This window comes from Neorhizobium sp. USDA 3394 (assembly GCF_056280385.1).
Window position 1 is genome coordinate 1,403,356 of sequence record NZ_JBWCDU010000001.1, and the last position, 26,691, is coordinate 1,430,046.

General features: G+C 62.4%; 26 protein-coding genes. 14 read left to right on the top strand and 12 right to left on the bottom strand.

Annotated features, from left to right (window positions below; translation table 11 throughout):
* Positions 1-61: 61 nt before the first annotated feature.
* The 4 genes from lpxC (at position 62) to ligA (ending at position 6,253) form a co-directional block, all read left to right on the top strand.
* On the top strand, positions 62-1,018 hold the full coding sequence (gene lpxC / locus ACZ9EJ_RS06585) for a UDP-3-O-acyl-N-acetylglucosamine deacetylase (RefSeq protein ID WP_046639207.1): 957 nt from the start codon (positions 62-64) through the stop codon (positions 1,016-1,018).
* A 243-nt stretch (positions 1,019-1,261) separates the two neighbouring features.
* Positions 1,262-2,104 (top strand): outer membrane protein assembly factor BamD, encoded by an 843-nt coding sequence (locus ACZ9EJ_RS06590; RefSeq protein ID WP_370649806.1) that lies wholly within the window; start codon positions 1,262-1,264, stop codon positions 2,102-2,104.
* A 10-nt stretch (positions 2,105-2,114) separates the two neighbouring features.
* Complete coding sequence (gene recN, locus ACZ9EJ_RS06595) at positions 2,115-3,788, top strand: DNA repair protein RecN (RefSeq protein ID WP_046639209.1); 1,674 nt, start codon at positions 2,115-2,117, stop codon at positions 3,786-3,788.
* 308 nt (positions 3,789-4,096) lie between these two features.
* Positions 4,097-6,253, top strand: coding sequence for an NAD-dependent DNA ligase LigA (gene ligA / locus ACZ9EJ_RS06600; protein WP_046639210.1), 2,157 nt, complete (start codon positions 4,097-4,099; stop codon positions 6,251-6,253).
* 6 nt (positions 6,254-6,259) lie between these two features.
* Here ligA and ACZ9EJ_RS06605 read toward each other — a convergent pair whose 3' ends face one another.
* Entirely contained in the window at positions 6,260-6,799 is a 540-nt protein-coding gene (locus ACZ9EJ_RS06605) for a GNAT family N-acetyltransferase (protein ID WP_046639211.1), read from the bottom strand.
* Positions 6,800-7,074: 275 nt separating this feature from the next.
* On the opposite strand from ACZ9EJ_RS06605, the gene ACZ9EJ_RS06610 reads away from it, so the two are divergent.
* Entirely contained in the window at positions 7,075-7,665 is a 591-nt protein-coding gene (locus tag ACZ9EJ_RS06610) for a 3'-5' exonuclease (protein WP_046639212.1), read from the top strand.
* A gap of 93 nt (positions 7,666-7,758) precedes the next feature.
* Entirely contained in the window at positions 7,759-8,256 is a 498-nt protein-coding gene (locus ACZ9EJ_RS06615; RefSeq protein ID WP_046626018.1) for a CreA family protein, read from the top strand.
* Positions 8,257-8,265: 9 nt separating this feature from the next.
* On the opposite strand, the gene ACZ9EJ_RS06620 is transcribed toward ACZ9EJ_RS06615, so the two are convergent.
* The 4 genes from ACZ9EJ_RS06620 to ACZ9EJ_RS06635 all read right to left on the bottom strand — a co-directional run bounded on the left by ACZ9EJ_RS06620 (position 8,266) and on the right by ACZ9EJ_RS06635 (position 13,046).
* Entirely contained in the window at positions 8,266-9,924 is a 1,659-nt protein-coding gene (locus tag ACZ9EJ_RS06620; RefSeq protein WP_046639213.1) for an FAD-binding dehydrogenase, read from the bottom strand.
* A 159-nt stretch (positions 9,925-10,083) separates the two neighbouring features.
* The gene (locus ACZ9EJ_RS06625; RefSeq protein ID WP_046626022.1) at positions 10,084-10,407 is read right to left on the bottom strand and encodes a hypothetical protein; all 324 of its coding nucleotides are present in this window, start codon (positions 10,405-10,407) and stop codon (positions 10,084-10,086) included.
* Positions 10,408-10,612: 205 nt separating this feature from the next.
* Positions 10,613-11,080, bottom strand: coding sequence for a chemotaxis protein CheW (locus ACZ9EJ_RS06630; RefSeq protein ID WP_037087389.1), 468 nt, complete (start codon positions 11,078-11,080; stop codon positions 10,613-10,615).
* Position 11,081: 1 nt separating this feature from the next.
* Positions 11,082-13,046, bottom strand: coding sequence for a methyl-accepting chemotaxis protein (locus tag ACZ9EJ_RS06635; RefSeq protein ID WP_046639214.1), 1,965 nt, complete (start codon positions 13,044-13,046; stop codon positions 11,082-11,084).
* Between the two features lie 278 nt (positions 13,047-13,324).
* Here ACZ9EJ_RS06635 and ACZ9EJ_RS06640 point away from each other — a divergent pair, with 278 nt between their 5' ends.
* From ACZ9EJ_RS06640 to ACZ9EJ_RS06650, 3 genes are all read left to right on the top strand, one after another.
* Entirely contained in the window at positions 13,325-13,480 is a 156-nt protein-coding gene (locus tag ACZ9EJ_RS06640; protein ID WP_167336317.1) for a hypothetical protein, read from the top strand.
* 120 nt (positions 13,481-13,600) lie between these two features.
* On the top strand, positions 13,601-14,200 hold the full coding sequence (locus tag ACZ9EJ_RS06645) for an SCO family protein (RefSeq protein WP_046639215.1): 600 nt from the start codon (positions 13,601-13,603) through the stop codon (positions 14,198-14,200).
* Positions 14,201-14,277: 77 nt separating this feature from the next.
* Positions 14,278-15,156: a 50S ribosomal protein L11 methyltransferase gene (locus tag ACZ9EJ_RS06650; RefSeq protein WP_046639216.1), complete on the top strand. Its 879-nt coding sequence runs from the start codon at positions 14,278-14,280 to the stop codon at positions 15,154-15,156.
* 211 nt (positions 15,157-15,367) lie between these two features.
* Here the strand turns inward: ACZ9EJ_RS06650 and ACZ9EJ_RS06655 are convergent, their stop codons facing one another.
* Positions 15,368-15,541, bottom strand: coding sequence for a hypothetical protein (locus ACZ9EJ_RS06655; protein ID WP_037087476.1), 174 nt, complete (start codon positions 15,539-15,541; stop codon positions 15,368-15,370).
* Positions 15,542-15,794: 253 nt separating this feature from the next.
* Between ACZ9EJ_RS06655 and ACZ9EJ_RS06660 the strand changes: the two genes are divergently transcribed.
* Positions 15,795-17,627 (top strand): aminopeptidase P family protein, encoded by a 1,833-nt coding sequence (locus ACZ9EJ_RS06660; RefSeq protein WP_046639217.1) that lies wholly within the window; start codon positions 15,795-15,797, stop codon positions 17,625-17,627.
* Positions 17,628-17,644: 17 nt separating this feature from the next.
* Here the strand turns inward: ACZ9EJ_RS06660 and ACZ9EJ_RS06665 are convergent, their stop codons facing one another.
* The 4 genes from ACZ9EJ_RS06665 to ACZ9EJ_RS06680 all read right to left on the bottom strand — a co-directional run bounded on the left by ACZ9EJ_RS06665 (position 17,645) and on the right by ACZ9EJ_RS06680 (position 20,121).
* On the bottom strand, positions 17,645-17,959 hold the full coding sequence (locus ACZ9EJ_RS06665) for an AzlD family protein (protein WP_046626038.1): 315 nt from the start codon (positions 17,957-17,959) through the stop codon (positions 17,645-17,647).
* A 1-nt stretch (position 17,960) separates the two neighbouring features.
* Positions 17,961-18,680, bottom strand: a complete 720-nt coding sequence (locus tag ACZ9EJ_RS06670; RefSeq protein ID WP_046639218.1) for an AzlC family ABC transporter permease — start codon at positions 18,678-18,680, stop codon at positions 17,961-17,963.
* A gap of 112 nt (positions 18,681-18,792) precedes the next feature.
* Positions 18,793-19,419, bottom strand: coding sequence for a bifunctional nicotinamidase/pyrazinamidase (gene pncA / locus ACZ9EJ_RS06675; protein WP_046639219.1), 627 nt, complete (start codon positions 19,417-19,419; stop codon positions 18,793-18,795).
* Between the two features lie 84 nt (positions 19,420-19,503).
* A complete protein-coding gene (locus tag ACZ9EJ_RS06680) occupies positions 19,504-20,121 on the bottom strand; it encodes a cupin domain-containing protein (RefSeq protein WP_046639220.1) in 618 nt (205 codons plus the stop codon).
* Positions 20,122-20,293: 172 nt separating this feature from the next.
* Between ACZ9EJ_RS06680 and ACZ9EJ_RS06685 the strand changes: the two genes are divergently transcribed.
* Complete coding sequence (locus ACZ9EJ_RS06685) at positions 20,294-21,214, top strand: LysR family transcriptional regulator (protein WP_052764534.1); 921 nt, start codon at positions 20,294-20,296, stop codon at positions 21,212-21,214.
* Between the two features lie 322 nt (positions 21,215-21,536).
* Positions 21,537-22,916 (top strand): DUF2778 domain-containing protein, encoded by a 1,380-nt coding sequence (locus ACZ9EJ_RS06690; RefSeq protein WP_052764535.1) that lies wholly within the window; start codon positions 21,537-21,539, stop codon positions 22,914-22,916.
* Positions 22,917-22,966: 50 nt separating this feature from the next.
* Here the strand turns inward: ACZ9EJ_RS06690 and ACZ9EJ_RS06695 are convergent, their stop codons facing one another.
* Both ACZ9EJ_RS06695 and ACZ9EJ_RS06700 read right to left on the bottom strand, forming a co-directional pair.
* Complete coding sequence (locus tag ACZ9EJ_RS06695) at positions 22,967-24,112, bottom strand: amidohydrolase (protein ID WP_046639221.1); 1,146 nt, start codon at positions 24,110-24,112, stop codon at positions 22,967-22,969.
* 82 nt (positions 24,113-24,194) lie between these two features.
* Positions 24,195-25,196: a zinc-dependent alcohol dehydrogenase family protein gene (locus ACZ9EJ_RS06700; protein WP_046639222.1), complete on the bottom strand. Its 1,002-nt coding sequence runs from the start codon at positions 25,194-25,196 to the stop codon at positions 24,195-24,197.
* A gap of 182 nt (positions 25,197-25,378) precedes the next feature.
* On the opposite strand from ACZ9EJ_RS06700, the gene ACZ9EJ_RS06705 reads away from it, so the two are divergent.
* Both ACZ9EJ_RS06705 and ACZ9EJ_RS06710 read left to right on the top strand, forming a co-directional pair.
* The gene (locus ACZ9EJ_RS06705) at positions 25,379-25,957 is read left to right on the top strand and encodes a hypothetical protein (RefSeq protein WP_046639223.1); all 579 of its coding nucleotides are present in this window, start codon (positions 25,379-25,381) and stop codon (positions 25,955-25,957) included.
* A complete protein-coding gene (locus tag ACZ9EJ_RS06710) occupies positions 25,954-26,691 on the top strand; it encodes a hypothetical protein (protein ID WP_046639224.1) in 738 nt (245 codons plus the stop codon). Before ACZ9EJ_RS06705 ends, ACZ9EJ_RS06710 begins: the two co-directional genes overlap by 4 nt.

Here is a 26,691-nt window from a genome sequence, read left to right on the forward strand (position 1 = left end):
CAGGCGTTAAGAATATCGGATCCTTCTGCTTTACGGATCCGGCGAAAAGAAGGCAGCAGGAATGACCATCGGACTGTTCGGTTTCCAGACCACCATCGCCTCCCCGGTAACCCTGAAGGGCATTGGCGTTCATTCCGGAGCCCCCGTCAGCCTTACTTTTCAGCCTGCAGAAGCCGGCACCGGCGTAATCTTCACGCGTCTTCTGGACGACGGCAGCTCGGTCGAATATCGGGCCGTTTCCTCCCAGGTCGGCAATACCGATCTCTGCACCGTTCTCGGCACTTCGCTTTCCCGCTCCGTCGCGACGATCGAACATGTGATGGCCGCGATCTACGCGCTCGGCATCGACAACCTCATGGTCGAAGTCGACAGCGGCGAAATGCCGATCATGGACGGCAGCTCCCTTCCTTTCATCGAAGCGATCGAACAGGCCGGCATCGTCAACCTCGGCATCAAGCGCCGTTATATCCGTGTCCTGAAGCCGGTCCGCATCGACGCCGGCGCTTCCTGGTCCGAGTTCCGCCCCTATGACGGCACGCGCTTCGAAGTCGAGATCGATTTCTCCTCGCCGCTGATCGGCCGCCAGAGCTGGAAGGGCGACCTGACGCCTGAGACCTTCAAGAAGGAACTCTCCCGCGCCCGCACCTTCGGCTTCATGCGCGACGTCGAGCGTCTCTGGGCCGCCGGTTACGCACTCGGTTCCTCGCTCGAAAATTCCGTCGTCATCTCCGACGATGACACGATCGTCAATGTCGAGGGCCTCCGTTACAAGGATGAATTCGTCCGCCACAAGACGCTCGACGCAGTCGGCGACCTGGCGCTTGCCGGCGCCCAGTTCATCGGCTGCTACCGCTCCTACCGCGGCGGCCACAAGATGAATGCCAATGCGCTGAAGGCGCTGATGAGCGACCCGACGGCTTACGAGGTCGTCGAGGCTCCGTCGTCGCGTGCGGCCCGCGTGCGGGCAGGGGAGTTCGTACCGGTCAACGTGCCGGAACTCGCGTCCTGGTTTGCCTGATAAAGTTGATCCAGTCGACTCGGCCGCTTCTCCGGAAGCGGCCTTTTTCTTTTTGGGAGACAGGTTCCGATTTAACCTTGAAATGCCGTATATTGCGGCGACGTGCCACAAAAATGCATTAATGCCACAGCATTGCGTTGCTCTCCCTTTGCTTTTATGGCTAGAACGGCCTGCTTGGGCAGCGGGCTTTTCAGGCGCGGGACGATCAGGAATTGTCGAATGAACCATGTAAGGTCTGTTGGAATGCGTAAGACGGCAAGAGTAGCGCTTGTGTCGCTGGTGCTGGCCGGCGCCGGCTTTGGCATGACCGCGTGCCAGTCGGATCCCGATATCGACATTACCAAGCTCGGTCTCGAAACGGATGCGCCGGAGACGCTCTACAACCAGGGTCTCGCCAACATGAAGGCCGGCAACCTTGCCGAAGCGGGCCGCAAGTTCGATTCGATCGACCGCCAGAATCCCTTCACCGAATGGGGCCGCAAGGCGCTCGTCATGAGCACATTCAACAAGTACCGGCTCGGCCGCAACGACGAGGCGGTGGCCACCGGCAACCGCTACATGAGCCAGTATCCGCAGTCGCAGGATTCGGCCTATGTCCAGTATCTCGTCGGCCTCGCCTACTCCAAGCAGATCGCCGACGTGACCCAGGACCAGCGCGCTGCGGTGCGCACCATCGATGCGATGAACAAGGTCGTGACCAATTATCCGACCTCGGAATATGTCGAGGATGCGCAGGCGAAGATCCGCTTTGCGCGCGACCAGCTCGCCGGCAAGGAAATGCAGATCGGCCGCTATTATCTGGAGCGCAAGGAATATCTTGCCGCGATCCAGCGTTTCCGCAACGTGGTCGAGCAGTATCCGAACACCAACCAGGTGGAAGAGGCGCTGGCGCGCCTGACCGAAGCCTATTATGCGATGGGTATCACGGAAGAGGCGCAGACCGCTGCCGCCGTCCTCGGGCGCAATTATCCCGACAGCCAGTGGTATGCGGATTCCTTCAAGCTGCTGAAGGGCAACGGCGTCGAACCGCGCGAGAATCGCGGTTCGTGGATTTCCCGCGCCGGGGCCAAGCTGATCGGCGCTTAAGGTCTGAGACATGCTGATCCAGTTATCGATCCGCGATATCGTTCTGATCGAGCGGCTGGACCTTGCCTTCGAGACCGGCCTTTCGGTGCTGACCGGCGAAACCGGGGCCGGCAAATCGATCCTTCTCGACAGTCTTTCGCTGGCGCTTGGCGGCCGCGGTGACGGCAGCCTGGTGCGTCATGGCGAGGACAAGGGCCAGGTAACGGCCGTCTTCGACGTGTCCGGCAGCCACGGCGCCCGGAAACTCCTGCGCGATAACGGCATCGACGACGACGGCGACCTGATCTTCCGCCGCATCCAGTCGGCCGACGGGCGCACCCGCGCTTCTATCAACGACCAGCCGGTCAGCGTGCAGCTGATGCGCCAGGCCGGCCAGCTTCTGGTCGAGATCCACGGACAGCACGACGACCGAGCGCTGATCGATACCGACGCCCACCGCATGCTGCTCGACGCATTTACCGGCCTTGGCGACGAGGTGCTGCAGCTTTCCGGCCTTTATCGCTCGTGGCGGGACGCGGAACGGGCCTTCAAGACCCATCGCGCCAAGGTCGAAGCCGCCGCTCGCGAAGCCGACTATATCCGCGCCTCCGTGGAAGAGCTCGAGGCGCTGTCGCCGCGCGACGGCGAGGAGGACGAGCTTGCCGAGCAGCGCTCTCGGATGCAGAAGTCCGAGCGCATCGCCGGCGACATTTCCGAAGCCTCCGAATTCCTCAACGGCAATGCATCGCCCGTGCCGCTGATCGCCTCGCTGGTGCGGCGCCTGGAGCGCAAGAGCCACGAGGCGCCGGGCCTGCTCGAAGAGACTGTCGAGCTTCTCGACCAGGCGCTGAACTATCTCTCCAATGCCCAGATGGAAGTCGAGGCGGCGCTCAGGCGCACCGAATTCGATCCGCGCGAACTTGAGCGGGTCGAGGAGCGGCTGTTTGCGCTCCGGGCCGCCGGCCGTAAATATTCGATCCCGGTCGCCGACCTGCCGGAGCTTGCCCAAAAAATGATATCGGACCTTGCCGATCTCGATGCCGGCCAAGAGAAGCTCGCCGAGCTGGAAAAGCTGACCGCCGCCGCCAAGGCCGCCTACGATCAGGCCGCCGCCATCCTGTCCGAGAAGCGCCGGCATGGCGCCGACGCTCTGGCCGACGCCGTGATGGCCGAGTTGCCGGCGCTGAAGCTCGAACGGGCCCGCTTCATGGTCGATGTGGCGAGCGATCCGGAAGCGGCGAGCGCCGAGGGCATCGATACCGTCGAATTCCACGTCCAGACCAATCCCGGCACGCGTCCCGGCCCGATCATGAAGGTCGCTTCCGGCGGCGAGCTGTCGCGTTTCCTTCTGGCGCTCAAGGTGGCGCTCGCCGACCGCGGTTCGGCCCCGACGCTGGTCTTCGACGAAATCGATACCGGTGTCGGCGGTGCCGTCGCCGATGCGATCGGCCAGCGGCTGAAACGGCTGTCGGACAAGGTGCAGGTGCTTTCCGTCACCCACGCGCCGCAGGTGGCCGCACGCGCCGCAACGCATCTCCTGATTTCCAAGGGTCCGGCCGGCGAGGGCACCGACAAGATCGCCACCCGCGTCGCCACCATGGAACCGGAACACCGCACCGAAGAGATCGCTCGCATGCTCGCCGGGGCTTCTGTCACCGACGAGGCGAGGGCGGCGGCCAAGCGGCTGCTGGCTGGGAACGGATAGGGCTGCGCCAGAACGCCCCCCTCTGCCCTGCCGGGCATCTCCCCCACAGGTGGGGAGATTGGCTGGGCGTTCGCTCACCACTCCCGATCTGAATCCGTTCCTGCGCGAGATTTTAGGAAGCGGGGAGCACGCTGCTTGTAATCTCCCCCCCGTGGGGGAGATGCCCGGCAGGGCAGAGGGGGGCGGGCACGGCACGCCCTGTCTTTAAGGGCACTGCGAAATGCATCCCGCATCCACGTCCTCCACCCTTCCCATCGGTAAATTTTGCGCTACAAAACGACTCCTCGCAACCCGAGGAGTAGACCCGCATGCCCGCCGAACAGACGCCCGTCGAAAACCTGACCGAAGAACAGGCCGCAGCCGAACTGGCCTATCTGGCGGCGGAGATTGCCCGCAATGACGAGCTCTATCACGGTCACGACGCACCGCAGATTTCGGATGCGGATTATGACGCGCTGAAACGGCGCAACGATGCGATCGAGAAGCGGTTTCCGCAGCTGATCCGCGCCGACAGTCCGTCTATCCGGGTCGGCGCCGCGCCACTCCCGACATTCGCGTCGATCACCCATTCGCGGCCGATGCTGTCGCTCGACAACACCTTCTCGGATGAGGATGTGCGGGATTTCGTGTCCTCCGTCTACCGTTTCCTCGGCCAGCTTCCGGATGGTTCGATCGCGTTTACCGCCGAGCCGAAGATCGACGGGCTTTCCATGTCGATTCGCTACGAGAACGGCCGGCTGGTGAATGCCGCGACCCGCGGCGACGGCACGACCGGCGAGAACGTCACCGAGAACATCAAGACCATCAAGGAAATCCCCAACCGCCTGCCCGCGGGCGTGCCCGATGTCGTCGAGGTGCGCGGCGAGGTCTATATGACGAAGAGCGATTTCCTGGCGCTCAACGAGAAGATGGCGGCGGAAGGCAGGCAGACCTATGTCAACCCGCGCAACACGGCCGCCGGGTCGCTGCGCCAGCTCGACGCCAAGGTGACCGCCAGCCGCAACCTGAAATTTTTCGCCTATGCCTGGGGCGAGATGTCCGAAATGCCGGCCGATACCCAGATGGGCATGGTCGAAAAGTTCAGGGAATGGGGCTTTCCGGTCAACCCGCTGATGAAACGGCTTTCTGCGGTCGAGGATATCATCGCCCACTACAAGGATATCGGCCTCAAGCGCCCGGATCTCGACTACGAGATCGACGGCGTCGTCTACAAGGTCGACAGGCTCGACCTGCAGGCCAGGCTCGGTTTTCGCTCGCGGTCTCCGCGCTGGGCGACGGCGCATAAATTCCCGGCGGAACAGGCGTTTACCCATGTGGAGCGCATCGACATCCAGGTCGGCCGCACCGGCGCGCTGACGCCGGTCGCGCGGCTGACGCCGGTCACCGTCGGCGGCGTGGTCGTCACCAATGCGACGCTGCACAACGAGGACTATATCAAGGGGCTCGGCAATTCCGGGGAGCCGATCCGCGAGCCGGATCACGATATCCGCGTCGGCGACACCGTCATCGTGCAACGGGCAGGGGATGTCATCCCGCAGGTGCTCGACATGGTGATGGAGAAGCGCCCTTCGGAAGCCGTGCCTTACGAATTCCCGAAGAAATGCCCGGTCTGCGGCAGTCATGCGGTGCGGGAGCGCAACGAAAAGACCGGCAAGCTCGATTCGGTCACCCGCTGCACCGGCGGTTTCGTCTGCCGGGCGCAGGCGACCGAGCACCTCAAACATTTCGTGTCGCGCAACGCCTTCGATATCGAAGGCCTCGGCTCGAAACAGATCGATTTCTTCTTCGAGGCGGAAGACGACGCGCTGAAGATCCGTACCGCGCCGGATATCTTCACGCTGAAGCGGCGACAGGAGGGATCGACGCTTACCAAACTCGAAAATATCGAGGGCTTCGGCAAGGTCAGCGTCAAGAAACTGTTCGACGCGATCGACGAGCGGCGCCAGATCGCCCTCCACCGCTTCATCTACGCGCTCGGCATCCGCCATGTGGGCGAGACCACCGCCAAGCTGCTCGCGCGCGCCTACGGCACGTACGAGGCCTTTGCCAAGGCCATGGACGATGCATCTGACCGTTCCGGAGACGCCTGGGACGACCTTAACAACATCGAGGGCATCGGCGAGATCATGGCGCGGGCCATCGTCGAGTTCTTCAAGGAGCCGCGCAATGTCGAAGTCATCACCAGGCTTCGCGAAGAGGTGACGCCACAGGCCGCCGAACAGCCCGTCGCCTCGAACAGCCCCGTCGCCGGCAAGACGGTGGTGTTCACGGGGTCGCTCGAAAAGTTCACCCGGGACGAGGCCAAGGCGCGGGCGGAAAGCCTTGGCGCCAAGGTGGCCGGATCGGTCTCCAAGAAGACCGACTATGTGGTCGCAGGCCCGGGCGCCGGCTCCAAGCTCGACAAGGCGAGGGAGCTCGGCGTCCAGGTGATGGACGAGGATGAGTGGCTGGCCTTCATCGGGTGACGAAGGTCACGCCCTGAACCGCGCCATCGAATAGGCATCAACATATTCGCCGTCGCGGAAGGCGAATTGCTTGAAATGGCCTTCCTTCACGAAGCCGTTCCGCTCGTAGAGGCGGATCGCCGTTTCGTTGTCGGTATAGACCGTCAGTTCGATGCGCTTCAGGTCCAGCCACCGGTCGGCGGTGGCGAGGATTTCCCCGATCAGGGCGCGGCCGATCCCGCGACCCGTATAGGCATCGTGGACGCCCATGCCGATACTTCCAGCATGGGCCCGGCGATTGGCGTAATGCGTCATCCCCACATCGCCGACGATCCTATCTTTCAGGACGGCGACCAGCGATATGAAGTTGGCCGACTGGTTTTCGATGCCTTTGCGGATTTCCTCAGGGCGGTGGTGGGGCGTGCGCAGGGTGCCGTATCGATAGCCTGGCAGGTTGTGCAGCGCCGCGATATCAGGCGCGTCTGCCGGCGTTCGTGCGCGGATCGACAGGCCTTCGGGCCATCGAGCGTCTGGGTCCAAAGGCGGCGGGATATCGAAATCTGTCATCGTGCTCTCCTTGGTCTTCGCCGAGGCAGAGCGGAAACACCGAACCCTGCCATCGGCAGGGGTTGGTGGACGGATGACCGGTTAACGCGCCAAAACCGCCACACACCCTGCGGGGTGAATGGTCACGGTAAGATGCATGTGGGCGGCGAAACGGATCATGGCGCGCAAGGTCTCAGACAAGCGCTAAGGCGTCAAGAGGGTGAAAGTGCTCGCTGTCTTTGCCGAATCGAATTCCCGCCTGTAGAAGTTCTCCGACCTTCACCCGGAAGCTGCCCTTGAAAACCATCGCCATCGATTTCGAAACCGCCAACGAGCAGCGCGGCAGCGCCTGTTCGATCGGGCTTGCCTGGCTGGAGGGCGACGAGGTCGTGCGGGTGGAGGAACGGTTGATCCGCCCGAAGGACATGCGGTTTTCCTCCTTCAACGTCGCGATCCATGGCATCCGGCCGGAACATGTCGAGGATGCCGGCGAGTTTCCGGAAGTGATGGACGAGTTCGCCGACGATTTTCGCGGCGCGACGATGATCGCCCACAATGCCGCCTTTGACTTCAGTGTCTGGCGCGCCTGCCTCGATGCCTATCGGCAGAGCTATCCGGAGCTTTCCTATCTCTGCAGCGTAAAAATGTCGCAGAAGGTCTGGCCGCATCTCGGCTCGCACAAGCTCAACGTCCTTGCCCAGCATCTCGGTCTTCGGTTCGCCCACCACAATGCGGCCGAGGACGCGGCGGTATGCGCGCGGGCGACGATCGCGATCGCCAAATCGCTTGCCGTGCCGCATGTCCGCGACATTCCGGAGATGATCGGCATGAAGGTCGGCCGGCTGTTTTCCGGCGGTTACGCGCCCTGCACCTGCCGGATGAAATAGGAGTTCCGTCGGTACCTGCTTGTTTCCGCTCCGGCAATCCTTATCTCTGATCACGGATCGTTTACCGGAGTCGAATTCCCCATGAGACACCCCATGAACCGCCTTGCCTGCCTTGCATCCGCCGCAGCCTTTGCGCTCGGCACGCTTGTCCTTCCCGTTTCCGCCCAGGTGGTCGGCGAGGTCGGCGTCGACTGGATCGGCAACGACATCATCGTCGAGGCGGTCGCCGATCCGCAGGTGAAGGGCGTCACCTGCCACGTCACCTATTTCGAGCGCGGCATCATCGACCGGCTGAAGAATGGCAACTGGTTCGAGGATCCGTCCAACAATTCGATCGCCTGCCGCCAGACAGGCCCAATCGAGATCGGCGAGATCGACCTTGGCAAGGGCGGCGAGGAAGTGTTCCGGCAGGGCCGCTCGCTGATCTGGAAGGACCTGCTCGTCAAGCGCATCTACGACAACGCCAACGACACACTGATCTATCTCGCTCACTCGCGGCAGGTGGTGGACGGTTCTGCCAAGATGGCCATCTCGACAATCCCGCTTTACAACCAGAACGTCGCCTGGAAGAACGGCAAGCCCAAGCCGTAACCACAAGGCTCAGCCAAGGGCGGCCGCCGCTGCCCGGCCGGCATTGCGGCCGGAAAACAGACATCCGCCGAGAAAGGTGCCTTCGAGCGCCCGATAGCCGTGCATGCCGCCACCGCCGAAACCGGCGGCCTCGCCGACGGCATAAAGCCCCGGGATCGCTTCTCCGTTCTCACCGAGCACGCGGGCCGAGAGATCCGTCTCGATCCCCCCGAGCGTCTTGCGCGTCAGGATGTTCAGTCTCACCGCGATCAGCGGTCCGTGCGCCGGATCGAGAATGCGGTGCGGTTTTGCAGTCCGCACCAGCTTTTCGCCGAGCGAGCGGCGGGCATTGTGGATGCCCATGATCTGCGCATCCTTGGCAAAGGGATTGGCCACCTGGCCGTCGCGGGCCGATATCTCGCGCTCGATTTGGGCGAGGTCCAGAAGATTGCTGCCGACAAGCCGGTTCATGCCGGCCACCAGCTCGCCAAGGTTCTCGGCGATCACGAAATCCTCGCCATGTTCCTTGAAGGCCTCCACAGGCCCGGTCGCCTTCCTGCCGATCGCCCGTTTGGCCGTCAGCTTCCAGTCGCGACCGGTGAGATCCGGGTTCTGCTCCGAGCCGGAGAGCGCGAATTCCTTGCGGATGATGCTCTGGTTCAGCACGAACCAGCTATGGTCGTAGCCGGTCGCCATGAGGTGCTGCAGCGTGCCCTGCGTATCGTAGCCGGGATAAAAAGGGGCGGGCAGGCGCTTGCCCGTCGCGTCGAACCAGAGCGAGGAGGGGCCCGGTAGGATCCGGATGCCATGGTTTTGCCAGATCGGGTTCCAGTTTCTCAGGCCTTCCGTGTAGTGCCACATGCGGTCGCGGTTGATCACCTGCCCGCCGGCTGCCCGGGTGATGCCGAGCATCCGCCCGTCCACGTGTTTCGGCACGCCCGAGACCATGAAGGCCGGTGGTCGCCCCAGCCTTGCCGGCCACATCTGCCGTACGAGGTCCTGGTTGCCGCCGATGCCTCCCGAAGCGACGATGACGATCGGCGCGCCGATCTCGAAGTCACCGGCCGGTGTCCTGGAGGTTTCCTCGCCACGCAGCGCCGTGCTCGCCGCAAGGACCGTGCCTGCAACCCCTGTTATGGCGCTGCCGGTCTTGACCAGGTTGTCGACGCGGTGCCGCCAGAGAAAGCGGATCCTGCCGCTTTTTTCCGCCTCGCGCGCCCGTCGCTCGAACGGTTCGACGACACCGGGGCCGGTGCCCCAGGTGGTGTGGAACCGAGGCACGGAATTGCCGTGCGAGGTCGCCGAGCCGCCGCCACGCTCGGCCCAGCCGACGATGGGGAAGATGCGATGTCCCATCTGCCTGAGCCAGGAGCGTTTTTCGCCGGCGGCGAAGGCCACATAGGCTTCTGCCCAGAGGCGCGGCCAGTGGTCCTCCTCGCGGTCGAAACCGGCGGTGCCGAGCCAGTCCTGCCAGGCGAGGTCGAGCGAATCGCGGATGCCCATCCGCCGCTGCTCGGGAGAATCGACGAGAAACAGCCCGCCGAGCGACCAGAAGGCCTGGCCGCCGAGGTTCTGTTCCGGTTCCTGGTCGAGGATGACGACGGAGCGGCCGGCATCTGCAAGTTCGGTCGCGGCGACGAGACCCGAAAGGCCCGCGCCCACCACGATGGCGTCAACTCTGTCGCTCAAGCGCGCTCCTCCCAAAGCATGGGACGCAAGCCATGTTGCATCCCGTCGACGAATACAGTCATGCGGTGTGGCTGAGGTCAACAGGATGGCCGGCAAAACGACAAAACCGGGCTCGGCAAGCGAACCCGGTTTTGAAATCCGTGGGGAATGGTGGGCTAATCAGCGGACGTAGACGATCCGGCTGCCATCGGCGGCGGTGTCGATCGCCACGACGTTGTTCAGTTCGACGTTGTGGCTCAGAAGATCGGCGCGCAGCGCGCGGTCGGTCTTCACTTCGTTCTGCGCCTTCTGGATGGTGGCCTGATCCGGATGGATGAAGGCGTCCGGAACGTCCAGCCGCTTTGCGCTGTTATCGATTTCCGGGTCGGTGTAGACGATGGCGACGTCGCCGGCGGGTTTTGCCGTCATGCCCATATCGCGGGCATAGGCCGTTCCCACCGTGGCGGCGGACATCAGGACTGCGAGAGCAAAAGCCTTGTTCATGGTCGTTCTCCTATCTTGGGTAAACCAGCCGAAGAGCTTTTGAAGCGGTCCGGTTGGGCGTTTGCGGCAGGAGAACGTGGAGCCGCTTCCTCGGTTCCGTTTAAAATTGTTACAAATAAGCAATGATTACAATAAGTTAATCTCCCGTCACATCTGCGTGTAACGGGAGATCCGGACATAGTTTCGAACTTTTTTGCGCCGCAGATTACGCGGCTTCGCGCGCGAGTTCGTCGGCGATGACGGTGTCGAGGTTCAGGAAGCAGACCATGGTCTTTTCGAGCGCCACGATGCCGCGGCAGAAGGCGCGCTGGGCTTCCGGAATGATTTCCGGGGCCGGCTGCAGGTCTTCCCCACGGATGGTCATCATGTCCGATACCTGTTCGACCAGCAGGCCGACCAGCTTGCCGGCGATGTCCGTGACGATGATCGCGGAGCGTTCCGACGGTTCGGTCATCTTCATGCCGAGGCGGCAGGCCATGTCGATGACCGGGATCACCGCGCCGCGCAGGTTGATGAGGCCGAGCACGTAAGGCGGGGTGTGCGGCATCGGGGTCACCGGCGCCCAGCCGCGGATTTCGCGGATCGCCATGATGTCGATGCAGAATTCCTGGTCTCCGAGATGAAAGGAGACGATTTCGAGGTAGGCGCCGGACTGCTTGATGGCGTTGGTCATGTCAGAACTCTTCCCATTTGTCTGAGGATCCCACGGCCTTCGGCTTGGCGGAGGTGGGGCTGTTGCTGAAGGCTCCCGCGAGCTTGTTCATCAAGTTGAGTGCGGGCGATGGTTTGGGTGGCGTGGAAGCGCTCGCAGCCTCGACGGCGCGAGGGCCATTGCCTCCACGGATCTGGAAATGGCCGATCAGCTTGTTCAGGTTTTCGGCATCGCTGGCCAGCGAATGGCTGGCGGCAGTGCTCTGCTCCACCATTGCGGCATTCTGTTGCGTTGCTTGGTCCATCTGGCCGATCGCCATATTGATCTCGGTTAGTCCGGTCGATTGTTCGCGCGCAGAAGTGAAAATCGCGTGAACGTGATCGTTGATTTTCAGCACGTCGTCGCCGATCCGGGTCAGGGCGTCGCCCGTCGCCTTCACCAGGTCCACGCCGGTCTTGACCTCGTGGTTCGAACGGGTGACCAGTGCCTTGATGTCCTTGGCCGCGCCAGCGGCGCGCCCGGCGAGTTCGCGCACTTCCTGGGCGACGACGGCAAAACCCTTGCCGGCCTCGCCCGCACGGGCCGCCTCGACCCCGGCATTGAGAGCCAGCAGGTTGGTCTGGAAGGCGATTTCGTCGATGACGTTGATGATCTTGCCGATTTCGGCGGTCGCGCCCTCGATCCGCCCCATGGCGGCCGTGGCATCGCGAACCACGCCGGAGGACTTTTCGGTATAGTCCTTGGCATCGCTTACCATCTGCGTCGCTTCCTCGGCGCGGCTGGTGGCGTTGCGTACGGTCGCGGTGATTTCTTCGAGGGCTGCCGATGTTTCCTCGAGCGAGGCCGCCTGCTTCTCGGTCCGCTTCGCCAGGTCGTCGGCAGCGGAGCGCATCTGGTTGGCGTTGGCGCCGATGGAGCTGGAGCTGTTGGCGACCTCTGTCATGATGTGGCGCAGGCGCTCGACGACCCGGTTGAAGTCGGTGCGCAGGCGCTCAAGATCTCCGCGGAAGGGACGGTCGAGGGCGGCTGCGAGGTCGCCTTCGGAAAGACGGTTGAGCGCGGTTGCAAGCGAATCGACGGCGAAATGCAGCGCCTGGGCTTCGGCCTTCTGTTCCGATTCGCTCGCCTGCCGCTGGGTTTCGTTCCGGCGGCGTTCGTCGTCCAGGCTGTTCTCCAGGGTCTGGCGCTCGACGGCCGCAAGCCGGAAGATATCGGTGGCGCGCGCCATCTCGCCGATCTCGTCGCCGCGGTCGATGCCGGGCACGGCGGTGCTGTAGTCGCCACCGATGATCCGCTGCATGCTGGCGCGGACCCCGTCGATGCCGCGCCGGATGGCGCCGCCATGAACGCTTTGCAGGATTGCCATGGCGACCAGTGCGATCAGACCGCAGGCAAGCTGCACATAAAGAGCGTTCGAGGAAAGCGTGTTCGCCTCCTGGACGCGATTGCTGACAAGCTTTTCGCCTGCGACGGCTGCTGTCTCGAGCGTTGTGCCGACCCGTTCGCCGGCACCGTCGATAACGTCGTCGATCTTGTCATAGGCTTCGTCGGATGCGCCGGTTTCGACCATTTTTCTGAGATCGACCTGGATCGCGGTGGAAACGGCCGCGAGATCCGTTTCGAAACTTGCAACGAGGCCTGGATTGCCGATGTCGGCCGCGAGTTTCTTCAGATCGCCCGAAGAACTTTTCAACTTGTCGATGGAGTCCGCCATCGCCTTCAGCCGGGCGGGATCGACGCGTTTGTCGTCGCGGTCGACGATCGTGTCCATCGCTGCCAGGACGAGTTCCAGGTTGGCGATGCGCATGCCGTTGACGGTATCCACGTGTTCCCGGATCTCGGTGGCGCGCTGCAGCGCTTCGTTGACCTGGTGGCCCTCGTACCAGCCGACAAGCAGCATGGCGCCGATGCCGGCAAAGGCGGATCCTGCCAGCGTCCATAGCCGGTGATTGACCGATAGCGTCTTGCGAATGGGTTTTGCCGTCATGCTGCAGAAATTCTCCCGGCGCCGGACAGGTCCGGCAAGCTTTCGGATAGAGATGGGAACAGGGAGCGAGCCGATATCGGCGACGTCATGTCTTTGGGGTTCTCGCGATATCGCGGCACTCGGTGCGATGCGTTCTGCATCTCACCCCCATGTGCCGCAACGATTCGTGAACCACCTTCGCCGTCGTAAGATCTCAGACAGATATTAATCTTACGCTAAGCTTGTTTGGAGGTTGTGCCACCTTCCAAGAAGCCGGAAAAGGTTGTAGATTGAACACCATGGATAGCACACTCGACGGTTACCGACTGCCGCTGATCACCGCCCTGAGCCTGCTCTTGCTCGGGCTCGGCGGCATCGCCTTTTACGGCTGGCTCCGGTTCGGCTCTTCCATCCTGCTGACGCTCGATGAAACCGGTCTTTCCTGGTGTTTCTGACCGCTGCCTTGCCGTTGAGACAAATCAGCGCGATGTCTTTCGAAAACGACTTCTTGAATTGCGCGCCCGCCGGCTCGGGTCTATCGCTCCCTCAACTTGGCCTGAGCTGAAGAGATACTGATGAAGAGCTTCCGAATCGTTCTGTGGATCGCCGTCGTTGTGTTGGCGGGCGTGCTGGTGGCGCTGACGCTGACATTGACGCGTTCGAAACAGCAGCTTGCCGAAGGTCCCTTTGGCGTACCGTTCCAGCTCGTCGCCCAGAACGGCCAGCCGATCACCGAGAAGGCGTTTCAGGACAAGCCGACGGCGCTGTTCTTCGGCTTCACCCATTGTCCGGAAGTCTGCCCCACGACGCTGTTCGAGCTCAATGGTTGGCTGCACAAGGTCGATCCGGACGGCACGAAGCTCAACGGATATTTCGTCAGCATCGATCCGGAGCGCGACAGTCCTGAACTGCTCGGCCAGTACGTTTCCAATGTCACCGACCGGGTGAAGGGCATTTCCGGCCCGCCAGCCAAGGTCCAGGAGATGGCCAAGGGCTTCAAGGTCTATTTCAAGAAGGTTCCGGTCGACGAAAAGGATCCGAACGGCGACTACACCATGGATCACACGGCGTCGGTATTCCTACTCGACGATGGCGGGCGCTTTGCTGGCACGATTGCCTATGGCGAAAACCCGGACGTCGCGATCAAGAAGCTCGAAAATCTGATCAAGGGCTGATACGTTTGACGTTGAAGCCGACAGGGCTTCTGTGGCAATCCTCTCCGCCACCGATCAATAGCTGAGAGACCGTTTCCTTGAGCGAAATCCGCCTTTACGTCACGTCCACCGAAAAAGGTGCGACCGAGATCCTCGATATCCTGTCGGAGGTCTTCGGCGAGGAGGATTTCGCCATCGCCACCACCGAGGTCGATGAGAAGAAGGATATCTGGGAAGCCTCCGTCTACATGATGGCGGACGACGAGGAGATCGTGCGTGAGCGCATCGCCGAAGGTCTCGCCCAGGCCTTTCCCGCTCTGGAAATCCAGAGGGAGGTCATTCCGGATATCGACTGGATCGCCAAGTCGCTGGAGGGGCTGAAGCCGGTAAGGGCCGGGCGGTTCATCGTCCACGGGTCGCATGACCGCGACAAGGTGAAGGTCAATGACATCGCCATCGAGATCGATGCGGGCCAGGCCTTCGGCACCGGCCATCACGGCACCACCGCCGGCTGCCTCGAAGTGATCGAGGACGTGATGCGCGCAAGACCCGTTCGCAACGCTCTCGATCTTGGAACGGGCAGCGGCGTGCTGGCGATTGCCGTGCGCAAGCTGCGCAATATTCCCGTGCTCGCGACCGACATTGATCCTGTCGCCGTGCGGGTGGCGCGGGAGAATGTCCGACGCAACGGCATATCCGGCGGCATCCGCCTGGAGACCGCGCCGGGATTTCATTCGCCGGCCTTCGGTCGGGAAGGGCCGTTCGACCTGATCATCGCCAACATTCTCGCGCGGCCGCTGATGAAGATGGCGCCGCAGCTGGCGGCACATCTGGCGCCTGGCGGGTCGGTGATCCTGTCCGGCATCCTGGCGGGACAGCGCTGGAAGGTGCTGGCCGCCTATAGCGGCGTCCATCTCGCCCATGTCCGCACCATATGGCGCAATGGCTGGGTGACGATCCATCTGCGCAGCCGGTGATCCATTTCGCAATGCAGCATTGAGCTATCTGCATGGCTTCTGCTGCAGACAGCAAAAAGGCGACACCAGTGGTGCCGCCTTGCGATCAGTTCCGGGACTGATCTACCCGCGAGCGTGAGGGAGGATCTGCTCAAGCGGGCCTCGTATCCTGAAAGCCGGGGCGGGTGAGGGAGGAGAGCCCGCGCCGGCCGTATGATCAGGATTACGCAGCTTAGAATACGTAGCTCTGGGCACCCTTGCGGCGGAGTTCTTCGCGGCTGGTGCCGAGGCCCTTCAGCGTTTCATCGTCGAGGTTCAGCAGGGCGCCGTTGACGTAGCGGGCAACCTGACGCTCGCGCGCTTCGACCACGCGGTTGAAGGCATTGCGGAAGAAAGAGTTGGCCATGGAAGCGATCCTTTTGATACGGGCCTTGTTCGGCGCCCGTTCGATGATGTGAATATAGCGATTGCTGCACTGCACAGTGAGAGGGCTTCTCTCATTGGTGGTATGCGTTTGTTGCATAGGACGGCCAGATCTGCGCCAGACCTGTTGAGCAGATGCACAATCGCCGCTCATCCGGCCCGTCTGGCAATGTCTGTCGAAGATCGGCTAACATGGTTTCAATCTCTCGGAATCAGGCAGCCCGGAAAACAACCTCATGTTCCAGTCCTTCGAAGTGAAGTCCGCCCCGCAGTTCGGCCGCGATCGCGTCAGCGCGCTCAGGGCGAGATTCGCCGATCTCGGCATTGACGGTTTTCTCGTCCCCCGTGCCGACGAATACCAGGGTGAATACGTACCGGCCTCGGCCGAACGCTTGTCCTGGCTCACTGGCTTCACCGGATCGGCCGGCATGGCGCTGGTCACGCAGCGTGAGGCTATCGTTTTCGTCGACGGACGTTACGTCACCCAGCTTGCCGAACAGGTGGATGGCTCGGTCTTCACCGCGGGCGATCTCGTCAACGAACCGCCGCATGTCTGGCTGCCGCGCCACGGTGCAAAAGGTTTCCGGCTCGGCATCGATCCATGGCTGCATGCGGGGGCGGAAGTGCGCCGGCTTGAAAAGGCGCTGGCCGAGATCGGCGGTTCGCTGGTGCTGCTCGATGCCAATCCGCTCGATGCGATCTGGACCGATCGGCCGGCCGAACCGCTCGGCGCCGTCTCCATTCAGAAGCAGGAACATGCCGGCACGCTAGCAAGCGAAAAGATCGCGGCGATCGCCGAACAGGTGAAGGAGAAGGGGGCTGTTGCGGTCGTTGTGGCCGATCCGACCTCGGTTGCCTGGATTTTCAACATCCGCGGCGATGACGTGCCGCACACGCCCTACCCATTGTCGCGGGCCATCATTCCGGCCGACGGCAAGGCCGAGATTTTTCTCGACCAGATGAAGACCGGTATCGAACAGGCCGCCTATCTCGCCCAGATCGCCGTCCAGCGTCCGCCTTCGGAGTTTCTCGCGCGGCTTGCGGCCTTCTCGGCGGACGGCGCAAAGATCCTCATCGACCCCGAGCTGACGCCGCTGGCGCTCACCAGGGCGATCACGGCGGCCGGCGGGGAGGTGGTCGAGGCTTCCGATCCGGCAAAACTGCCGCGTGCCTGCAAGAACCGCGAGGAGCTCGAAGGTTCGGCCAAGGCGCATCTGCAGGATGGCGCCGCAATGGTCGAATATCTCTGCTGGCTCGACGCCCAGGCGCCCGGCACGATCACCGAGATCGACGCGGTCAAGGCGCTGGAGGCGACCCGTGCCCGCGTCGGCCAGAACATGCAGAACCCGCTGAAGGACATTTCCTTCGACACGATCTCCGGCGCCGGCGAACATGGCGCGGTCATCCACTATAGGGTGACGACCGAGACCAACCGCAAGCTCGAAGCGGGCGAGCTTTTCCTGGTCGATTCGGGCGCGCAATATGTCAACGGCACGACCGACATCACCCGCACGATCGCGGTCGGCTCTGTTCCGGAGGAGCACAAGCGTTTCTTCACGCTGGTGCTGAAGGGCATGATCGGCATCAGCACGGCGCGGTTTCCCAAGGGCACGCGCGGCTGCGATCTCGATCCGCTCGCCCGCATCGCGCTGTGGAAGGCCGGCGGCGATTATGCGCATGGCACGGGCCACGGCGTCGGTTCGTATCTCTCGGTGCATGAAGGACCGCAGCGGATCTCGCGGCTGGCGACCCAGGAACTGCTGCCCGGCATGATCCTTTCGAACGAGCCCGGTTATTACCGTCCCGGCTCTTTTGGGATCCGTATCGAGAACCTGATCTATGTGAAGGGTCCGCAAGAGATCGACGGCGGCGACCAGCCGATGCTCGCCTTCGAGACGCTGACCTGGTGCCCGATCGACCGTCGCCTGGTGCTGCCTGACCTGATGACCGCCGAGGAGCTCGCCTGGCTGAACGGCTACCACGCCGCCGTGCGCGAAAAGCTGCTGCCGCTGATCGAGGACGACGCGGTCAAGACCTGGCTGGTGAAAGCGACAGAGCCGCTTTTCTGAAGCCGGGCGTCTTTAGTTCAGAAGCCCAGGAGGTGGCGGCAGATCATCGCTGCCGCCCAGCCGGCGCCGAGCAGCAAGAGGCCCGGATACCGGACCCCAACCACAAGTGCCGCCAGCATGGCGATCTTCACGTCCCAGCCGCCGTTGAAGAAGGCGGGGGCGACGAGCGTGGTCAGAACCGCTGCCGGCACGGCGTTGAGGGCCTGTTCCATGCGCGGCGGGATCGTCTTCATCCGGGTGATCAGCACATAACCGCCGATGCGGGTGAGGAAGGTTGCGACCGCTGCGGCGAGGATCAGGACGACCATGTCCATCGAGAGCTGGTCTGCCATGTCAGATCTCCGTCTCGGCGACAGCCGTCACCGGCGCGGGTTCCGTGGACAATGGCAGGAGGGCGGCGGCGACCACGCCGACCGCGGCACCGATGCTGACATGCCAGGGCGAGCCGACGAAATGATAGCCGAGCACCGAGCCGAGCGCGCTTGCCGCCACTACCGGATAAAAGCCCGGCTTGCGACGAAAACCGATGACCAGCCCGAGGAAATAGACCGGCAGCAGCACGTCGATTGCAAGCGCTCGCGGATCCCCCATCATCCGCCCGAAAAAAGCGCCGACGACGCTGAAGAACAGCCAGGGAAAATAGATCGCGGCGCCAAAGCCGATATACCAGGGGAAGCTGACGCCCCGGCCGCTTTCGCCACGTTGCACGGCTTCCGCGAATTGCGGATCGGTCAGGACGAAGAAGGTGAAGAACTTCTGGACCGGCGAGAAATGGGAAATATAGCGAGTGAGCGCCGCCGAATAGAGGATATGGCGGAAATTCACGGCAAAGACGGAGAGCACGATCAGCCACGGCGCCACCTGGTGGCCGAAAAGTTCGATGCCGACGAGCTGGCTGGCGCCGGCATAGACGGTGGCGCTCATCAGGCCGGCTTCCATGACCGACAGGCCGTTATCGCTCGCCACGGCGCCGAACAGCACCGCAAAGGGCGCCGAGGAGAGGGCGATGAGAAGGCCGCCTTTCATACCCTGGTTGAATTCGCTGCGATTCATCGAAGAAATCCTTTTCGCACGGCTTTAGAGCCCAGCGACAGGCGGCGCAATTCAATTGGGTTGATGCAATGATCGATTCCGCTGAACTGACGGGCTCGTCTGCCCGTGGCGATCAGTCGGCAAGGATATCCTTGCTCGTCACGATGCCGATGCCTTTTGCCCTCATCTCGGCGATGGCGCTCCTGACGCCTTCCGGGTAGATGCCACGGCTTGCATCCTCGATGAAGCGCACTTTTACGTCCGGCAGCATTTCCACAGCGTCGAGAGCGGAAAATTTAACGCAATAGTCGGTCGCGAGCCCGCAGAGATCGAGTTCTGTCACCTGCTGGGCTCTCAGATAGCCAGCAAGGCCGGTTATTGCGGCCTGGTCGTTGTCGCGGAAGGCGGAATAGCTGTCGACCGCAGGGTTCTCGCCCTTCTGCTGGATATAGTCCACCGCCTCGACGTTGAGGTCCGGGTGGAACTCCGCATCCGGCGTGCCCTGCACGCAATGGTCCGGCCACATGACCTGCGGCTGGCCGGACAGTTCGCCCATGTCGAACGGTTTCTTGCCCGGATGCCGGGAGGCAAAACTGCCGTGGTTTTCGGGGTGCCAGTCCTGCGAGGCGACGATGACGTCGTAACCGCCGCCTTCGATCAGCTGGTTTGCGACCGGGACGATCTCGTCGCCGTGCGCCACGGGCAGGTTGCCGCCCGGGCAAAAGCCGTTCTGAATGTCGATCAGGAGCAGCGCTTTCATCGGTCGTCCTCCGAATCCTGGATCGCTGGAGGATGCCAAGGGTGGGAGGCGGGATCAAGGCCGATGTGTTTTGCAGCGCAGCAGTCAGCGCGGTTCCGTCGCCAGATCGAGCATCGCGTCCCTGCCGAGCAGATCGTCGTTCGGACCCACGATCAGCCGATACCCCATCAGCCTGGAAATGGGGGCGAGGGCGGCGAACATCAGCTTCTGCACCCAGATCGGCGGGCCGGCGAGATAGAGATGGTCGCGATAGGCGTGAAGCTTCAGCGCGATGGCCAGCAGCTTCGGGTCCCCCTGCGGCGAAAAATTCTCCGGCGTGAGCACGGTCGACGCGGCAAGGTTGACGAAAAAACGCAGATGCTTCTGGCCGGGCGTGAACGACACCGTGGCATGGGCCTCGCCATCGCCGGCATTGCGGAAGAAATGCGCTTTTCCGCGCGGCACCATGACGGTCTCGCCGGCATCGGCAAAATGTTCGACGCCTTCGATCATGATCATCAGGCGGCCTTTGTGGATGTGGAAATATTCGTCCGCCTTCGGATGGATATGGGCAATCGCATTGCCGCCGCCCGAGCCACCCTTTTCGAGGATGACATCGAATTTGGACAGAGCCTCGCTTTCCACCGGGTCGGTGAAGACGAAGGTCTCCTTGTTGAAACGGTTGACGATCCTGGTATGGGCAGGCACGAGCGCTTTCGGCATGGGGTCTGTCTCTCGCAAGCTGTTGACGGGGCCGATCTGTCGAACGGGAAAGTGCCGGGGAAACGGGCGGCAAGGCCAGTTCCGCCGGCGATGAAAGGCGTGTAGATTGGCGGCGGAACAACCGCAAACACCGTTTCTGCTTCATCGTTCACCGTTTTTGCATAACCGACCCATGGGCCAGCTGAACTACGACGACCTGCGCTTTCTGCTCGCCGTAGCCGAGACCGGCTCGACGCTCTCCGCTGCGCGGAACCTGAAGGTGAGCCAGAGCACGGTATCGCGGCGCATCGCCGGGCTGGAACAGGGCCTCGGCGTCGAACTGTTCGACAAAAGGCGCACCGGCTACGATCTCACCGATATCGGTCGGACGCTGATCGGCCCCGCGGCAGATGTGCGCAACGCGATGGAGGCGTTTTCCAACGCGATCGACGCGGTCTCCCGCGAGATTGCCGGAAGCGTCCGTTTCACCACCAACGATGTGTTTGCGGCGCGCTTCCTGCCTATGCTGATCAGCCGCCTCAAGGCGACGCATCCCAATATCAGCCTGCATGTGGTGACGACCGACAGCCGGCTCGATCTTGCACGAGGGGAAGCCGATATCGCGCTGCGCGCCGCCGCCCGTCCGACCGACGCCGGCCTCGTCGGCGTACGGATCGCCGACGACATCTGGAGCCTCTATTGCAGCCGTGACTATGCCGACAGCCACGGCGTGCCCCGTGATGTCGGAGAGCTTCACCGGCATTCGCTGATCGCCCTGGACCCGCATATCAAGGATCATCCCGCCGTTCTGTGGGTGCGGGAAAACTACCCCGAGAGGGCGATCGTGGTGCGGCAGAGCTCTGTCTCTGCAACGCTGTCGAGCATTCGCAGCGGGCTGGGCATAGGGCTGTTTTCGGAGTTCCTGGCGGCCGGTGACGAGGACCTGATTCACTGCTTCCGGCCCGGGATACCGCCTGCCGCGGAGATCTGGCTGATCACCCATGAGCGGCTTCGGTATACACCTCGGGTTCGGGCCGTCATGGACGTCGCCAAGGCACTGCTGTCGGAATATGTGGCCGAGGGTCGGCGGCGGGCGGAGAGGGAAATGGTATAAAAATTGTGATAAGCCTTGAAAGACTTGGATTTTGTGGCTAAACAGCAACGGTCGTTGGCTTGACTAGCCTCAATTGTGCACGGGGCGGACACCCTGTTGCCGCAATTCGGTTAAACTTCCGACGGCATGCGCTTTTATGTGCACCACCGAAACCAAATCGGGGCGACGTAAAGACATTGGTTACCATAATCGTTCATCCTCACATGCAGTCGATAGGCGGCAGTGAGCAAAATCTTCGTTTGCTCAGCGCTCGCCAGGGTTGTGTTGGCGGTCTCGCGGAAGCGATCCCCGCCTGTGTGAGTAACGGTTCGGGTAACGAGTGATGGCGCGTTCGGTCCAGACGTCGGTAAATGGCAGGCAGGCAGGCAAAGCTCCGCAGCGCCGCAAGAAATCCCGCTCTCTCCTGGTCAATGTCACGGTCGGTTTTGGCCTGACGGTCGCCGCCCTGATGGGTGCGTCGATGGTTACCATGGCGACCGCCGTCAAGTCGGCTTCCGATGTGAAATTTGAGACGGCGTTGGCAAAACCGATCGCTCTTGCCGTTCCTGCTGTTGCGACGCGTGAACGCGAGATCGACGTTTCGAAATTCTCCCGCCTTCCGGGCAGCGCGCCTGCCGATTCCAAGGGCAATCGTCTTGCTGGCGCCGATGTGGCTGCCCTTGAAGCCCGCAAGCCGGATCTTTCCAACGTCAGCCGGGTGCTGACCGTGGCAATGGCGAAGGCCGCCCGGCATCAGGAGCACGAGCAGCGGTTTGCCGCACTCGAAAAAGCCCGTCCGGACGCCAATGCGATCCGCGCGGTGCTCGGTCCTGCGATGGAAAGCCTCGTGGTCGTGGCGCCCCGCTCGGCGACCGGCACCTTGCCGGATATGATCCAGGATGCCGAGACGGTTGCCACCGTTGACGGGCTCAAGGACATGAAGCCGGTCGAAATGGCCGCGCTTGAAGAAACTGCGTTGGAAGAAGACGGTGCCGACGAGAACGAGGTCGCGGTGGTCGAGGAGGCCGTTCCCGCGGCGCCTTCTCATGCCCTGCCGAAGGCCGGTCCGCTCCCGGTGATCCGTCCGGGCTCCGCCGCCGACAAGCCAAACAAGCCGGCAGCCCTGGCGGCCATCGCCGCTGTCGCGCCGCAAAAGCCTGCCAAGACGGATGACGGCGACGACAAGCCGACCGCGCTCGCCTTTGCCAAGCCCGACAATCCGATGCGCGAGGAGCCCACCCGCCCGTCGCAATCCGCGCCGGCCTGGCCAGGGATCGGCACGAAAGTGGCCGTCTACGATATCTCCGGCGGCATGGTCTACATGCCGAACGGCTCCAAGCTCGAGGCGCATTCCGGCATCGGCAGCATGCGCGACAACCCGAAATATACGCATGTGAAGATGCGTGGCCCGACGCCGCCCGGCACCTACAAGCTGTCGATGCGCGAAAAGCTGTTCCACGGCGTCGCGGCGATCCGCCTGACGCCGGTCGACGGCAGGGCGCCGCAGGGCCGCACCGGCCTGCTTGCCCACAGCTTCCTGCTGCGGGTGCGCGGCGACTCGCACGGCTGCGTCGCCTTCGCCGATTACGACAAGTTCCTGAAGGCTTTCCAGCGCGGCGACATAACCCACATGGTGATCGTTCCCAAGTGGGACGGCAAGCGCCCCGGACGGGGCACCGATGGCGGGTTCATCGCCAAGCTGTTCGGTAACAGCGACGCTTGACCGGGACTGGATGGTGGTGACGCTGCATGAAGCGTCACCCGTTCAAGACATCAGCCGAGAATATCCCGCGCCACGCGCATGAAGATTTTCGTGCCGATCGGGATCAGGTCATCGGGGAAATCGTAGTTCGGATTGTGCAGGTTCGGCATGTTTTCGCCGGCGCCGAGGAAGAACATTGCCGATTTCGAGACTGTCGCGAACCGTCCGAAATCCTCCGAGCCGCGCATCGTCTCACCGATATCGTGGGGAACGCCCTCAGCATCCATCGCCGCCCGCAGCATCTCGGCGGCTTCGGAATGGTTTTCGCAATGGCCGAAGATGTCGTGATAATCCATCTCGCATTTCAGATTGCCAGCTGCCGCGATCTCGCGAACCAGGCCCTCGGCTCTGGCGGTCAGCGCTTCCATCTGGCTGTCGGTCATCGTGCGCAGTGTCACCCACACCTCGGCATGGCCGGGGGCGATGCCGAACGCAGGTTCGCCGATCGAGGCATGTGTCACCGTTGCCAGCACCATGTCGCCCGTTGCGATCGAGCCCTGGCTGAGGGCGGTCAGCGCCGGCATCAGCGTTGCGACCGCCGGTACCGGCGAGATGCCCGTCTCCGGCATGGAGGCATGCGCCGTGCGCCCGGTCAGCGCGATCCGCAGGCCGCGCGAGGCGCAGTTGACGATCCCGTCCTTCAGCCAGGCGTGGCCGAGCGGCAGGCCCGGCATGTTGTGCAGGGAAAAACTGTAGTCCGGCACCAGTTCCTTGAACGTCTCGTCGGCGACGACCGCCGCGGCGCCGGCGCCGGTCTCTTCCGCCGGCTGAAAAAGCAGGATGGCGCGGCCGCACTTCGGCCTTTCGCGGCCGAACTGCCGCCCAAGTGCCGCGAGCATGGCCATATGGCCGTCGTGCCCGCACATGTGGCCCTTGCCGGGGATTTTCGAGCGATGGTCCGGCAAGCCGATTTCCTCGATCGGCAGCGCGTCCAGCTCGGCGCGGAACAGGATGGTCGGGCCGGGAAGCCCGCTGTCGTAGACGACCGCGACGCCGGTTCCCCCAAGGCCGGTCACGACCCGGTCGGGCGCCGTATCGGCGAGGAACCCTTGCACCTCGGCGGCGGTGGCAATCTCCTCGCCTGATACCTCCGGCATGGAATGCAGCTTGCGCCGCCAGGCGGTGAGCTCGATGACGTCCTGATTGGTGAGAAACATGGGGCCGCTCCCTGATCGCCTGGTCTGGTCCCGAGGTAGCCGGGGCAGGGGTTCTCCGCAAGGAAAACCTCCGCCCGACCGATCACCACTCGATGCCGATCTTGCCGAAATGGCTGCCGCTCATCTCGTAGCGAAACGCGTCGGCGAGTTGTTCGAGCGGAAACACCTTGTCGATCACCGGCTTCACCAGGCCCGTATCGAGCGCCCGGACGAAATCCTGCTGCTGTCGGCGGCTGCCGACCAGAATGCCGGACAGAACCGCCTGCTTGCCCATCAGCGCCGCGGTCGGCACCTCGCCGCGCGGGCCGGTCAAGACGCCAATCATGGCGATGTGGCCGCCCATCTTCACCGCCTGGATGGATTGGCCGAGCGTTGCCGGCCCCCCGACCTCCACCACATGGTCGACGCCGCGGCCGCCGGTCCAGTCGAAGACCTGTTTGCCCCAGTCGGCATTGTCCTTGTAGTTCACCGTAAACTCGGCGCCGAGTTTTTTGGCGCGCTCCAGCTTGTCGTTGGAGGAGGAGGTGATCGCCACCCGTGCGCCCATGGCTCTGGCGATCTGCAGCGCATAGATCGACACGCCGCCCGTGCCGAGCGCCAGCACCGTCTCACCGGCCTTCAGCCTGCCGAGTTCGACAAGCGCCCGCCAGGCGGTCAGCCCCGCCGTGGTGATCGTCGCCGCTTCCACATGGCTGAACCCTTTTGGCGCCAGCGTGAAGGCCGCCGCCGGCCGCACCGCATATTCGGTCGCAAACCCATCGATGCCGTCGCCCGGCGTACGCGAAAAACCGCCGGGTAAAGGCGGACCGTCCTGCCAGTCCGGAAAGAAGCAGGAGACGACGTGGTCCCCCGGCCTGAACTCGCTCACCCCTTCGCCGACCGCCTCGACCACGCCGGCCCCATCCGCCATCAGCACCCGCCCGTCGGTCGGCGTCCTGCCGCTTGCGACGCTGAGGTCATGGAAATTGATCGAACTCGCATGCAGCGCCACCCGGATTTCGCCGCGACCCGGTTTGCCGGGGTCTGGGAGATCGACGAGTTTCAGGGCATCGAGCCCGCCTGGGGCCGTGATGATGGCTTTCATGGTGTCCTCCCTTAAAATTCAAAAATCTCACGGCCGCGCAGAGGCTTGCCAGGTGAAAATTTCCAATGATCGATCCTAGTTGGCACAGGGGCCAAGGAGAGGCAACAACTGTCAACTTGACGGATCACACTTAAAAAGTGTGAATGTCGTGAAGAGTATAGTTTCGACCAAAAGGGGGAGCCGTGCCACTTGATGAGAACGTTCTGTTCCAGGAATGGCGGAGCTTACTCGGCGATCCCAAATCGGTCTTCGACTGGCCGACCTGGGAGTTCCTGCAGGTGGTTTACGACAATCGCGACAAAGGCATACCCTCATTAAAGTCTAAATCGGCGCAGCGGATTCAACTGCTGGTGCAACTCGCCGACAAGCACGATATTGCATTGGAGGGCGTGCGCGTTCGTTTTTGCGCCTGGGCAGACCGGCCAATGGAAGATATTACTGTTACGTTTGAAGTGTTGCATGCGGAAAGGTGGACCTGCATAAGCCGTATTGACTTTCATCCTTATGGGCCACATTCAAACAGGTATTGGCGGAAGTTTGGTCTTGCCGCCGACGTTAACGGTTCACACATTCATTCGTATGACGATAATGTTAGACTCGGGACTGACGCCTTTACGGCTCTAGGCAATCTGCCTAATGCATCGCCTTTGGATGAAGAGCCGGGATCTTTTCGAGAGATTTGTCAGGTTGTGGGTCGCAGTTTTAACATCAAAGAATGCGACAACCTACCGATGCCAGAATGGAACGGGAGTCTGCTATGATCAACGGGCTTTCAGTCAATCAAATTGCGGAAGAAGTTGCGCGCGCTTTGTCCTATTCGAAAGTTGGCAACGACGGTGCGCTGATTGTTACGCCGCTTGTTTATCCCGGAGGCGCGCGCGTAGCATTGCGTTTCCAGGAGAGTCCAACGGGCTACTTCATATCGGATCATGGCGCTGGCCGTCGTGAAGCGGAGCTTATGGGCGGACGCGCTATATTTACTCGGATCGCCCGTGCTGCCGCGGAAAGATATGCTGTTCGTTTCGATAGCGACATGATTTTCGATATCGAGGTGCCGCGCGAAGCATTGGTTGCCGCCTCAATCGCTGTCGCAAATGCCTCGAAGCTCGCAGTCGATCGAACCGCTGAAAAGCTTTCGGAGGAGCATGCTTCCGATCAGCGGACTAAACTCTGGGAGCGGCTCGAAGCAGCGTTTCCAGGAGCTTATGTTGCCAGAGAGGCTGCGTTCATGGGCGCGAGTTCGCAATGGCAATTTGATGCGGTATTAAAGAACGAGAACGGACATTCGGTTTTCGACATTGTGTCGCCGCATGCGGCATCCGTTAACGCTGCAGTGGCCAAATTTCTTGACGTAAAAGACCTCGGACATGACGCTCCTACTCGTATCGCTGTCGCACTAGAAAAGCATAATACACCACATCTTGCTCTCTTGGGCAGGACTGCAAAGATAATCGATATTTCCAGTCGCATAGAGACGTTCAGAGCGGCGGCCTGA